Annotated in this window: 9 protein-coding genes; 5 read left to right on the forward strand and 4 right to left on the reverse strand. The window is 73.0% G+C overall.

The window, feature by feature from the left end; all coding sequences use genetic code 11:
* Positions 1–35 precede the first annotated feature (35 nt).
* Positions 36–455, reverse strand: coding sequence for a hypothetical protein (locus tag ACQPZF_RS24095; protein ID WP_433260426.1), 420 nt, complete (start codon positions 453–455; stop codon positions 36–38).
* A gap of 163 nt (positions 456–618) precedes the next feature.
* On the opposite strand from ACQPZF_RS24095, the gene ACQPZF_RS24100 reads away from it, so the two are divergent.
* Entirely contained in the window at positions 619–1,668 is a 1,050-nt protein-coding gene (locus tag ACQPZF_RS24100; protein WP_433260428.1) for an alpha/beta fold hydrolase, read from the forward strand.
* 11 nt (positions 1,669–1,679) lie between these two features.
* On the opposite strand, the gene ACQPZF_RS24105 is transcribed toward ACQPZF_RS24100, so the two are convergent.
* On the reverse strand, positions 1,680–4,646 hold the full coding sequence (locus ACQPZF_RS24105) for a BTAD domain-containing putative transcriptional regulator (RefSeq protein WP_433260430.1): 2,967 nt from the start codon (positions 4,644–4,646) through the stop codon (positions 1,680–1,682).
* A 115-nt stretch (positions 4,647–4,761) separates the two neighbouring features.
* On the opposite strand from ACQPZF_RS24105, the gene ACQPZF_RS24110 reads away from it, so the two are divergent.
* Both ACQPZF_RS24110 and ACQPZF_RS24115 read left to right on the forward strand, forming a co-directional pair.
* The gene (locus ACQPZF_RS24110) at positions 4,762–5,397 is read left to right on the forward strand and encodes a hypothetical protein (RefSeq protein WP_433260432.1); all 636 of its coding nucleotides are present in this window, start codon (positions 4,762–4,764) and stop codon (positions 5,395–5,397) included.
* Between the two features lie 3 nt (positions 5,398–5,400).
* Positions 5,401–6,003 (forward strand): class F sortase, encoded by a 603-nt coding sequence (locus ACQPZF_RS24115; protein ID WP_433260434.1) that lies wholly within the window; start codon positions 5,401–5,403, stop codon positions 6,001–6,003.
* A 55-nt stretch (positions 6,004–6,058) separates the two neighbouring features.
* Here ACQPZF_RS24115 and ACQPZF_RS24120 read toward each other — a convergent pair whose 3' ends face one another.
* Both ACQPZF_RS24120 and ACQPZF_RS24125 read right to left on the reverse strand, forming a co-directional pair.
* Positions 6,059–6,721 carry a helix-turn-helix transcriptional regulator gene (locus ACQPZF_RS24120; protein WP_433260436.1) on the reverse strand — a complete coding sequence of 221 codons (663 nt, stop codon included), beginning with the start codon at positions 6,719–6,721 and terminating at the stop codon, positions 6,059–6,061.
* The gene (locus ACQPZF_RS24125; RefSeq protein ID WP_433260438.1) at positions 6,718–8,055 is read right to left on the reverse strand and encodes a pyridoxal-phosphate dependent enzyme; all 1,338 of its coding nucleotides are present in this window, start codon (positions 8,053–8,055) and stop codon (positions 6,718–6,720) included. The genes ACQPZF_RS24120 and ACQPZF_RS24125 overlap by 4 nt, the downstream gene beginning before the upstream one ends.
* Before the next feature lie 400 nt (positions 8,056–8,455).
* On the opposite strand from ACQPZF_RS24125, the gene ACQPZF_RS24130 reads away from it, so the two are divergent.
* A complete protein-coding gene (locus ACQPZF_RS24130) occupies positions 8,456–8,836 on the forward strand; it encodes a hypothetical protein (protein WP_433260440.1) in 381 nt (126 codons plus the stop codon).
* Between the two features lie 259 nt (positions 8,837–9,095).
* Positions 9,096–11,888, forward strand: coding sequence for an AfsR/SARP family transcriptional regulator (locus tag ACQPZF_RS24135; protein ID WP_433260442.1), 2,793 nt, complete (start codon positions 9,096–9,098; stop codon positions 11,886–11,888).
* Positions 11,889–11,934: the final 46 nt, after the last annotated feature.

Here is an 11,934-nt window from a genome sequence, read left to right on the forward strand (position 1 = left end):
AACGCCGACGCGGGCGGCGGTGGTGGCGGTCGCGTTCAGTCCGAGAAGCTGCCGCTCAGGTTGGCGGTGTTGTCGCTGCCGGGTGAGCCGCTGCCCGCGGTCTGCGTCAGCAGCCGCCCGTCCACCGTGGCCGTCGCGGCGAAGGTTCCGCCACTGTGCCGCATGGTCAGCTCCCACTCGTGGTTGCCGGTGCCGTACGGGACCTCGACCGTCTTGCTCCACGGCAGTCCCACCTCCTTCTCCTCGCTGACCTTCCCGTCGAGCGTGAAGGTCAGGGACGAGAGGGTGGCCGTGCCGGTCACGTCCAACACCAGGACGTGTTGCCGCGCCGGGCTGGTAGAGGTTGCCGCGGTGGTCTCCCCGGGTGGTGGCGTGGAGGCGGCCGGAGGCGCCGAACCTCCGCACGCGGTGAGCAGGCTCGCGGCGAGCAGCGCGACGACGACTGTTCGGGTCATGGTGGCCATTGAACCCGCGATGCGCGGGACCGGTCCCCGCCGCCGTCATCGGTCCCGGTCTCGTCTTGCCGGGATGGCAAGTTCGCGTGCGGTCGGCGCCGGCTCAGGGCGATGGTGGAGCCGTTCCGCCGGTTTCCTTTCTCCGACAACGAAGAGGCGCGCCATGCACCGTCCGACACACCCGATCCGCCCGGCTTCGACCCCGGCGCGCCGGATGCGCGCCGCAGCCGCCGCGGCCGTGCTGGCGCTGATCACCGCGTGCGGGTCCGCCACCGGCCCGACGGCCCCGGCGGTCCCGTCCGTGCCGCAGGAGTCCGGTTTCGACGCCGCCACGCGCGACGACGCGGAGTTCAACCGCACGTTCCGGCACGAGTTCGCCGACGCCGACGGGGTGCGCATGCACTACGTCAAGGGCGGTTCCGGTCCTGCCCTGGTCCTGCTGCACGGCTGGCCGCAGACCTGGTTCGAGTGGCGCGGCATCATGCCCGCCCTGGCCGAGCACCACACCGTGTACGCGCTCGACCTGCCCGGTCTGGGCGACAGCACCGGGTCGCCGCCGTCCTACGACAAAGCCACCCTGGCCCGCTACGTGCACACCCTCGTCGCCGAGCGGCTCGGCGTGCGCGACGCCCGGGTCGTCGGGCACGACCTCGGCGCGGCGGTGGCGTTCCAGTACGCCGTCCAGTTCCCGCAGGACGTCGCCAAGCTGGCCTACCTCGACCTCCCGCTGCCGGGCCCGGCCCTCGACGGCGCGCGCTATCGCGGCCTGAGCTGGCACATCGCGTTCCACGCGCAGGAGCAGGTCCCCGAAGCCGTCGTCGGCGACGACGTGCGCGAGTACCTCAGCCTGTTCTACCCCCAGGTCGCCTTCGGCGGCACGGCCTTCGGCGGGACCGGCGCCGCGTCGCCGTTCACCGACGCCGAGGTCGACGAGTACACCCGCACCTACCGTCGTCCCGAGGTGCTGCACGGCGGGTTCGAGCTGTACCGCACCCTCGACCAGGACGTGATCGCCAACACCGCGGCGGCTCCCATCACCACACCGACGTTGCTGATGACCGCCGCCGGCCTGCTCGACGCCACGAGGGCGACCGTCGCACCCCGGATCGCCACCATCACCCGCGCGGTCGAGGTGCCCCGTGCCGGGCATTGGCTCGCCGAGGAGAACCCGCAGTTCGTCACCACGGAACTGCTCGCCTTCCTGGGTGCCTGAAAGGGCCTCCGTCACCGGGCGTTGTCCGGCTTGTTGCCGGTGGGATCGGCGAGTTGTCGTCGGACGCGCTCGGCGTCGATGTCGCGGTCTTGTTCGCGGTACAGCGAAAGCGCTTCCCGCCACACTTCGCGGGCCTCGTCGTGGTGGCCGAGTGCGGTGTGGGAGTGCGCGAGGCGGTCCAGGGTGTTGGCGGCGTTGTGGGTGTTGCCGAGGGCGCGGTGCAGGGTCAGGGCCTGCTGGTAGTGGTGGACCGCCTGGGCGTGGTGGCCCGTGTGGTGTTCGATGTAGCCCAGGCTGTCCAGGGTGTGCGCCTCGCCGTCGGGTTCGTGGTGGCGCCGGAGCACGGCGAGTGCGGCCCGGCAGTGTTCGCGGGCGGCGTCGTACTCCCCCACCTGGGCGGTGTACCAGCCCACCCCGTTGAGCGCGACGGCTTCCCGCACCGGGTTGTCGAGGACGCGGTAGAGGTCCAGGGAGTGCCGGGCGTGGTCCAGGGCCTTGCGGTCGTCCCCCCGCCGCTCCCACGCCATCGCGAGCGCGTGGTGGATGTGGGCCCGGTTGCGGGTGTCCTGGAGGTCTTCGGCCAAGGCGAGTGCCTGGTGCAGGTGCCCGGTGGCCTCTTCGTGCCGCCCCAGCTTGGAGTGGGCGAGGCCGAGGCGTCGGTGGGTGTGGACGGGGACGGTGGGGTCGGGCAGGTGGGCGGCGGCGTCCAGCGCGGCCCGCCACACGGCCAGGTCGGCGTGGAAGTGGCCCCGCCGCCGGTGGAAACCGGTCAGGCTCCAGGCGAAGTGCCAGCCCGCGTGGTGGCGCCGGTGGCGGTGGGCTTGGTGCTGGGCGGCGAGCAGGTGGGGGTGTTCGGCGTCCAGCCAGGCCATCGCGGACCGCAGGTCGGGCAGCGGGTGCGGGTGCGCGCCGGGCCCGGCCGGCTCCGGCCGGAACGGCTCCGAGTGGGGGGTCAGGAGGCGGTGGGCGGCATGGGCGGTGTGCAGGTAGAAGTCGACCACGCGGTCCAGCGCCGCCCGCCGCACCGGTTCCGGCAGGGTGTCGGCGAGGGTGGTGGCGTAGGCGCGGACGAGGTCGTGCATCCCGTATCGGCCGTCGGGGCGGGGCTCGATCAGCGAGGCGTCGGCCAGGGCGCGCAGCACGGCACGGGTTTCCCGCGCGGGCAGGTCGGTGAGGCAGGCGGCGGCGGGCAGGCCGGTGTCGGGTCCGGGTGCGATGCCCAGCAGGGCGAACACCGTGCGTTGTCCCTCGGTCAGCCGGCGCAGGGACCAGGACAGCACGGCGGGCAGGCTCGCGGCGGGGTCGTCGGCGTCCAGGGCGTCCAGGCCCGACTCGCGCAGTTCGGCGACGGCCTCGGCCGGTGACAGGTGGTGGCCGATGCGGGCGGCGGTCAGGCCGAGCGCGAGCGGGAACCCGCCGCACAGGCCGATCAGCTCGGCCACCGCCCGTTCATCGGCCACGACGCGTTCCATGCCGAGGGTGGCGACCAGCAGGGCGCGGGACTCGGCGCTGCTGAGCACACCCAGGGACAGCGGGCGGGCGCCGTGCCGGGCGGGCAGCGCGGGGAGCCGGTTGCGGCTGGTGACCAGCACGGCGCAGGACGGGCTGCCGGGCAGCAGCGGCACCACCTGGTCCGCGGTGGCGGCGTTGTCCAGCACCACCAGCATCCGCCGGTCCGCGACCAGGCTCCGGTACAGCGCCGTCTGGGCGTCCAGGTCGGGCGGGACTCGGTCGGGTGCGACACCGAGGGCGCCCAGGAAGCCCCGCAACGCGTCCTCCGCGGCCGTCGGCCGTCCGGCGGGGCTGAACCCGCGCAGGTCCGCGAATAGCTGCCCGTCGGGGAACCGGTCCAGGTGCTGGTGTGCCCAGTGCAACGCGAGCCAGGTCTTGCCGATTCCGCCGGCGCCGGCCAGCGCCGAGATCACCACCGTCGTGCCCGCCCCGGAGTCCAGGGCCTTCGTCAACTCGGCGGACTCGTCGGCCCGGCCGGTGAACAACCGGGGCAGCGCCGGCAACTGGCGGGGCGGGGCCGGCAGCCGACGGGACGGGGTCGATGCCGTGCCCGGGGCGGTCAGGTCCGGGTCCGCCGCCAGGATCCGGACGTGCAGGCGCTGGAGCTGCGGCCCGGGATCGGCGCCGAGTTGGTCGACCAATCGGGTGCGCAGGTGCTGGTAGTGCGCCAGCGCGTCGGCCTGGCGACCGCTGCGGCACAGCGCGAGCATGAGCTGGGCGGCGGCACGTTCGTCCAGCGGGTGGCGGTGCGCGCGGTCGAACAGCCCCGGCAGCAGCCCGGTGTGCCGGCCGAGGCGCAACGCGGTGTCGGCGTGGTCGAGTTCGGCGGCCAGGCGTTCCCGCTCCAGGCTGGCGCGCAGGCCGTTCGCCCACGGTATGTCCAAATCGGACAGTGGCTCGCCCCGCCACAGCTCCAGCGCCTGTTCCAGGGACCGCACGGCCCGCTCGTCGTCCTCGGCACGGGCCCGGGTGATCAGGTGGCGGAACCGGTGCAGGTCGACGGCCTGCTCGTCGACGGTGAGCTGGTAGCCGCCGGACCGGCGGGTCAGGCGCACCTCCTGGGTAGCCGAGAGGACGGCGCGCAGCCGCGACAGGTAGCTGTGCAACGACTTGCGTCCCGGCGGTCGCCCGTCCCACAAGCGGTCCAGCAGCAGGTCGGCGGGCACGACGCGGTTGGCCTCGACCAGCAGCACCGCCAACACGCCCCGCTGCTTGGCGTGGCCCAGATCCACCGGCACACCGTCCAGTTCGGCCTCGACACTGCCCAACAGCCGGAACCGCACCACCACAACCCTCTCCCTCCCCACCGGGATGTCAGCGGCGGCCGGAGCGCCGCCGCCGACACGGCCAGGACGCCGCCCACACCGGGACGGCTGCCGGGCCATCGGGACCGGCCCGTCGCCGAACACCGCGTTCCCGTCGGTGTAGCCCGCTTTCCGCACGGTGCGCCCGGTGCTCCGGATCACGCGATTCCGGTTTGAGCGCGACCGACTTCGTGTGGTGGAGTATGCCCTGCTAGAAGGCTGCCAGGGGGGTTCCTCGACGCCTGCGCACAATCCCGACGTAGAGGAACGGCACAAAGTGAACAAGAATGTCGGCCGCGTTGTCTCCGCCGTGTTCGCGGGCGCCGCGCTCACCACGGCCACCGCGCCCGCGGCCATCGCGGCGCCGATCGGCGCGCACGCCGAAAACCCGGTGCGCCACCCGTCCGAGGAAGCCGCCGCGCTGCGTGACCAGGGCATCGCCGTGAGGGAGGCGGCCGATCAGCTCAAGGCGGCGGCGGAGGCGGCGACCACGCCCGCCGAGGCCCAGGCCGTGCTGGACGCCGCGCCCGGTCTCAAGGCCCTCGCGGAGCAGGTGGACGAGGACGCCCAGGCGTACCTGAACCGCGACATCCCCGGCCAGACGCACGACGACCGCATCGCCGTCGCCCAGGGCATCCACCACGCGGGCACCGCGATCACCACGGCCGACGAGGCCGTCGCCATCGCGACCCCGAAGGCCGTCGTGACGCCCGACCCGACCAACCCCGACCCGACCAGCCCCGACCCGACCAGCCCGGAGCCGACCACGCCCGCGCCGACCACCCCGGTTCCGACCACGGAACCGTCCACGCCCGCGCCGACCACCCCGGCCGCCGGCGCGGCGCAGCCGCAGGTCAAGGTCAAGCCGAAGGGCGGCGTGGCCACCGGTGGCGGCGCCACCGCCCGGACCTGAGCCGTGCCGAAGCACCCGGAGCGGGGCGGCCTCACCGCCGCCCTGCTCGTCTTCGCCGCCTTCGTGCTCGGCGGCTGCGGCTCCGCGCCGACACCGGCCTCGGCGCCCGCCTCGACGGCCTCCACGCCGCCGGCGGCCGTGGTCGCGGGAGGAAGCGCCGGGACACCGGTCACGGTGGAGATCCCGCGGATCGGCGCGAAGTCGTCCCTCATCGACGTCGGCCTGAACCCCGACGGAACGCTCGAAGTCCCTCCGGTCGACCAGCCGATGCAGGCCGCCTGGTACCGCCTCGGGCCCAAGCCGGGCGAGACCGGACCGGCGGTGGTGCTGGGCCACGTCGACGGCGACTCGCGGCCCGGCATCTTCTTCCGGCTCCGTGAACTGGTGGCGAACGACGAGGTGCTGGTCACCGACCAGACGGGGCGGACGCGGAAGTTCGTCGTCCACCGCTCCCTCCAGGTCGCCAAGGACGCCTTCCCGACCGAGGAGGTCTACGGCGACACCACGGGGCCCGAACTGCGGGTGATCACCTGTAGCGGGACGTTCGACGCCGCCGCCGACAGCTACCGGGACAACACGATCGTCTTCGCGAGACTCGCGGCCTGATCCGCGACGCTGAACCCCGTGGCGGCGGTGCGGTCGGTCACCGTCGACCCTTTCCTCAGGTCGACGGGTTCCCTTCTCCCCTCAACCTGGCGAGGTCGTTGTACAAGGCGGTCCGCGAGATGCCCAGCCGCCTCGCCACCCGCGCGGGCGCGCCGCGCAGTGCGAACACCCCGGCGTCGTGCAGGGAGCGGACGAGTTCCGACCGCTGGTCGCGCCCCAGCGCCGACGCCGGCACCGCATGCGCGCGTTCGGCTCGTCCGACCAGGGAGTCGACGACCTGGTCGAGGTCTCCGGAGAAGTTCGTCGTGGCGATCGGGGCGTCCCCGGGCGGCGTGGACAGCCCGAGGAGGTCCGACAACACGCCCGCGGCGCGGTTGATGGCCGAGATGTCGATGTTCACGCACAACGCGCCGATCAGCGTCCCGTCGACATCGCGCAGCGGCAGCGTCGTGCACTTGAGCATCCGTCCGTCCGGGGTGCGGGTCAGGTAGCCGACCTCGTTGCGGGCGTCGGCGCCCGCCGCGAGGACGCGCAGGCCGATCTCGCTCATCGCGTCCCCGACCTCCCGTCCGGTGACCGAGCCGGCGACGGCGACGACGGAGTGCCGCTGGTGCCGGTAGTCGTGCAGCACGACCTCGCAGCTCCGCCCGAAAGTCGCGGCGATGCCGTCGACCACGGGGGTCAACGCGGCGAACACCGCGTCCGCCGTGCTGCTCACTCACCGCCTCCGGAGGGTCCGGAGGTCCCGAGGCCCGCGCCTCCGGAGAATCCGGAGGTCCCGAAGTCCGCGCCCCCGGAGGGTCCGGAGGCCCCGAAGTCCGCGCCCCCGGAGGGTCCGGAGGCCCCGAAGTCCGCGCCCCCGGAGAGTCCCGAGATCCCGAAGGCTCCGCCCGCGTGGGCATCGGGAGACGCAGGCCGCGCGGCCCCGTCGAGCAGGTCGCGCACCGCGGTGGCGGCCTTGAGACCCGAACCGCTGAGCATGACCACCGTCGTCTCGCCCGGCGTGATCCGCCCCGCGTCGACCAGCCGGGTGACCGCGGCGGCGGCGATCGCGCTGGTGGGCTCCACGAACAGCCCCTGCGCGCACAGCTCGCCCAGGGCGGTGACGATGTCCTGTTCGGGGATCGCGACGGTCGCGCCGCCGCTGTCCCGGAGCGCGGCGAGCAGCCGGCGCAGCCGCAGGGGGTGGCGGATCGCGGTGCCCTCGGCGATCGTCGGCCGCACCGCGCGGTCCACCGGGCCGTCCGCTCCGGCGGTGAAGGCGGCGTCCACCGGCGAGCAGTTGAGCGGCTGCGCCGCGAACAGGCGCGGCGGGCGCGGGATCAGGCCCGAGGCGACGAGTTCCCGGAACCCCAGGTGGCAGCCCAGCAGGCTGCTGCCCGCCCCGACCGGCAGGACGACGTTGTCCGGCGCCCGGAAGTCCAGGTCCTCCCACAGCTCGTAGGCCAGCGTCTTGACCCCCTCCAAGAACAGCGCCTGCCAGTTGTGGCTCGCGTAGCAGGTCCGGTCGGACTGGCGGATCGCCTCGGCCTGCGCCTCCTCCCGGGGGCCGTCGACGAGCTGGACCCGCGCGCCGTAGGCGGCAACCTGGGCGATCTTCGCCGGCGAGGTGTGCGCCGGGGCGAGGATCCGCACCGCCATCCCACCGGCCGCGCCGTACCCGGCGACCGAGGAGCCGCCGTTGCCGGAGCTGTCCTCCAGCACCGATGTGATGCCGTGCTGCCGCAGGTAGGACAGCATCACGCTGGTCCCGCGGTCCTTGAAGCTGCCGGTCGGGTTGAGCCACTCCAGCTTGAACAACGGCCGCACGCCGCCCCACCGGCCCTCCACCAGCGGGGTGCGGCCCTCGCCCAGCGAGATCGGGCGGGCGATGTCCACCGGCAGGCACGCGCGGTAGCGCCACAGCGAACGCTCCCCCGGCTCGATGTCGTCCCGGCCGATCCCCGCCCCGGGCGTGAGCATCAACGGCCGTCCGGCGTCCGAACGCCACCGGGGCTCCTCCAGCGGGTACTCGCTGCCGTCAACGGGATCGACGTACCGCGATCCGACCATCCGACCTCCAACTTCGCACAAACTGTCCAGCTTTGGACGAAGTGTCCCAGGGCAGGATGGGCCCACGCCACCGGGTTGTCGGACCGGTCCGATCCGGGCCGGTTGAGACGGTTCGACGGGCTGACCTGCCCGGGAGTGCGGCGCGAACGCGCCACCAAAGCGGGTTCTCGCATACTTCGGCCCGCACTGCCCCGGGGAAACCCGGAGTTGCCGCCGTCCGAGTTATTCGGATCCGACTGTGGGAGAGAATATGCGTGCTCCGTTGAGGAGAGTCAGCCGGGCAATCACCATTGTGGCGACCTGCGTCCTGGCAATGGCGTCGCTGACCGGTCCGGTCGCGGCGACGGATCGGCCGGAAACCCCGTCCTGGGCCAATTGGGGTGCCACCAGACCGCTCGCCGTGACGTTCAGCGTCAAGTTGACCAAGACCACGCGGGAGGGTTCGGTTTCGAAGACGGACATCATCTACTGCGGCGGAGGTGTCACCGACCCCTACGTCTCCGATGGTGCGATTCGGGCCGACGCGGAAGCGGGCTGCAGCGCGGAGGTCGACAACATCTACCTGGTGGCCGCACTCTACTTCGGCAACGGCAACAACGTGGCCGAACGGGTCGAGAACTTCCCGAAGTCGAAGTACGCCACGAAGTTCGCACCGTACGGCTGCCTGGGCATGAACCTGGACATCTACAGCTACGGGCGGGCCATCTTCACCAAGGAGGGATACGAGAATTCACCGCTCGACATGGCAGGGCGGTCACCGACCCGGACCCTCTACTGCTGAGGTCGCCGGAACGCGCCGGAGGCGGCCCCGACCCGCCTCCGGCGTCACCGCCGGCAACCGGCGCCGCACGGCCGTCGCAAGTCACGTCGGGTTGGAATCGTTGTCCCACCCCTTTTCCGACTTTTTTCACGTCTGGTGTTGGCACATCCGGAGCAGGGTGGCGAGCCGAACGTTGCAAGTTCCTCCGGCGGTCTTGAATCGGTCGGTCGGACTGGCTAGACAGCGCTGTGACACGCGGCCGGCTCGAAGGTGGCAGGATATGACGGTGGAATTCCGTCTGCTCGACGATATCCAGGCTCTGATCGCCGGCGAAACCGTCGACATCGGCCACACCCGCCAACGGACGGTGTTGGCCGCGCTGTTGGTCGACGCAAACCGCGTGGTGCCCGTCGACCAGCTCGTGGACCGGGTGTGGGGCGAACACCGGCTGCCGGCTCGGCCCGCCAACACGGTGCAGACCTACATCAGCCTCCTGCGGCGGGCGCTGGCCGGCGCCGAGGACGTGACGATCGCCTGGCGGTCGAACGGCTACCAGTTGTCGGTGGACCCCGCCGCGGTGGACCTGCACCTGTACCGCGACCTGATCGACCGGGCGCGGGGCACCGAGGACGACGCCCACGCGGTGAGCCTGTTCAAACGGGCGTTCGGCCTGTGGCGGGGACAGCCGTTCGGCGTGCTCGACACGTCGTGGCTCACCTCGGTCCGCGCCGCGCTGGAAGAGGAGCGGTACAACGCGCAACTCGACCTCACCGACGTCCAGCTCCGCAGCGGGCACCACGCGGAACTGCTCACCGAGCTGTCCGACCGCGTCGCCCTGCACCCGCTCGACGAACGGCTGACCGGTCAGCTCATGCTCGCGCTCTACCGCAGCGGCCGGCAGGCCGACGCGCTGCGGCACTACGAGAGGATCCGGCGGCGGCTGGTCGACGAGCTGGGCGCCGATCCCAGCCAACCGCTCCGGTCGCTGCACCAGCGGATGCTCGCCGCGCACCCGGACCTGGCCGCGCCGGAGCGGCGGACCACCACCTCCACCGCACCGGCGCCGATGCCCCGCCAGCTCCCCGCGCCGCCCAGGACCTTCACCGGCCGGGCACGCGAACTCGCCGAACTCAGCGCCGCCCTGGACGCCGCCGGCCGGGACGGCACGGTGATGATCTCGGTGATCGGCGGGGCGGGCGGCGTCGGCAAGACCTGGCTGGCCCTGCACTGGGCCCACCAGAACATCGACCGGTTCCCGGACGGCCAGCTCTACGTCAACCTGCGCGGCTTCGACCCCACGGCGGCGCCGATGCCGGCCGCCGTGGCGCTGCGGGGTTTCCTGGACGCCTTCCAGGTCGACCCCGGCGCCATCCCGGCCGATCCGGATGCCCAGGCGGGGCTGTACCGGAGCCTGGTCGCCGGCAAACGCGTGCTCGTCGTGCTGGACAACGCCCACGACAGCGCCCAGGCCGTCCCGCTGCTGCCCGGCAGTCCACTGTGCACGGTCCTGGTCACCAGCCGGCACCAGCTCCCCGGCCTGGTCGCCGGGCACGACGCGCGACCGCTCACGCTCGACGTGCTCGATCCGCCCGACGCGCGGGAACTGCTCGTGCGCCACCTCGGCCACCACCGGCTCGCCGCCGAACCGGACGCCGTGGCGGAGCTGGTCGCCTGTTGCGCGGGCCTACCCCTCGCGTTGAGCATCCTGGCCGCGCGGGCGGCCTCGCACCCCACGTTCCCGCTCGCCGTGCTGGCCAAGGAACTGCGCCTCGACTGCGACCGGCTCAACGCGTTGAACGCCGGTGAGCTGTCCACCAACCTGCGAGCGGTGTTCGCCGGCTCCTACTACGCCCTCGGCACGGCCGCCGCGCTGTTCGAACTGCTCGGGTCGGCGCCGGGGCCGGACATCAGCCTGCCGGCCGCCGCGTCCCTGGCCGGCCTGCCGCCGCCGGCCACCCTCGACCTCCTCAACCGCCTGGAGCGGGCCCACCTGGTCCAGCAGCACCGGCCGGGCCGCTACCGGATGCACGACCTCATCCGGCTCCACGCCACCGAGCAGTCCCACCGCCACCCCCCGGCCACCCTCGACGCGGCCCACCGGCGACTGATCGACTTCTACGTGCACACCGCCGCCGCCGGCGATCACCTCCTGGAGCCCTACCGCCCCCGCGTCGAGCTGGGCCAGCCGGAACCGGGCTGCGTCCCGCTGCCGCCGGCCGGACCGACCGCCGCGACCGAGTGGTTCACCGCGGAACACCCTTGTCTGCTCGCCGCGCAGGAGTGGGCCAACGACCGCGGCTGGGACACGGCGGTGTGGCGGCTCGCCTGGACGCTGCACACCTTCCACCGCAGGCAAGGTCACCTGCACCTGCAGATCACCACCTGGCAGGTCGGGCTCGGCGCGGCCCGGAGGCTCGGCGAGCACACCATCGAGGCCCAGGCGCACCGCTGGCTCGGCGACGCGTTCACCAGGGCGCAGCGGCACAGCGAAGCCCACGACCACCTGCAACGCGCCCTCACCCTGGCCGAGCAGTCCAACGACGTCCAAGGCCAAGCCCACACCCACCACGCCCTCGCGTGGGCGTGGGAACTACGCGGGGACGACCACCACGCGCTGCTCCACGCGACCCACGCCCTGCGGCTGTACCAGTTGCTCGCCGACCCGGTGGGCGAGGCCCGAGCGCTGAACCAGGCCGGCTGGCACCACGCCCGACTCGGCGACTACGCCAGCGCGCGCTCGCTGTGCGAGCAGGCCCTGGTCCTCAACCGCCGGCAGCGGGACCTCGACGGCGAAGCGGCCACCGGGGACAGCCTGGGCTACATCGCCCACCAGACCGGCCGGCACACCGACGCCCTGCGCCTCTACCGGCACACCCTCACGCTGTTCCGCCGGGTGGGCAACACCTACCAGGAAGCCGACACCCTGGACCGGCTCGGACAGACCCACCTCGCCCTCGGCCGCCACGCCGAAGCCCGGCACGCGTGGTCGCAGGCGTTGGAGCTGTACCACGCCCAACGGCGAACCGACGACATCGGCCGTGTCCGACAGCACCTGGCGCGCCTCGACTGCTGAGTCGGCCCACCCGTGACGCCGCAGCGCCCACCTGCGACGCAGCAGC

It is taken from the genome of Actinosynnema sp. CS-041913 (genome assembly GCF_050942485.1).
Classification (GTDB): domain Bacteria; phylum Actinomycetota; class Actinomycetes; order Mycobacteriales; family Pseudonocardiaceae; genus Actinosynnema.

Bases quoted from the DNA above. Each gene is read 5' to 3' on its own strand.
- ACQPZF_RS24125 (WP_433260438.1), bottom strand. From the start codon at position 8,055: ATGGTCGGATCGCGGTACGTCGATCCCGTTGACGGCAGCGAGTACCCG.
- ACQPZF_RS24135 (WP_433260442.1), top strand. From the start codon at position 9,096: ATGACGGTGGAATTCCGTCTGCTCGACGATATCCAGGCTCTGATCGCC.
- ACQPZF_RS24100 (WP_433260428.1), top strand. From the start codon at position 619: ATGCACCGTCCGACACACCCGATCCGCCCGGCTTCGACCCCGGCGCGC.
- ACQPZF_RS24095 (WP_433260426.1), bottom strand. From the start codon at position 455: ATGACCCGAACAGTCGTCGTCGCGCTGCTCGCCGCGAGCCTGCTCACC.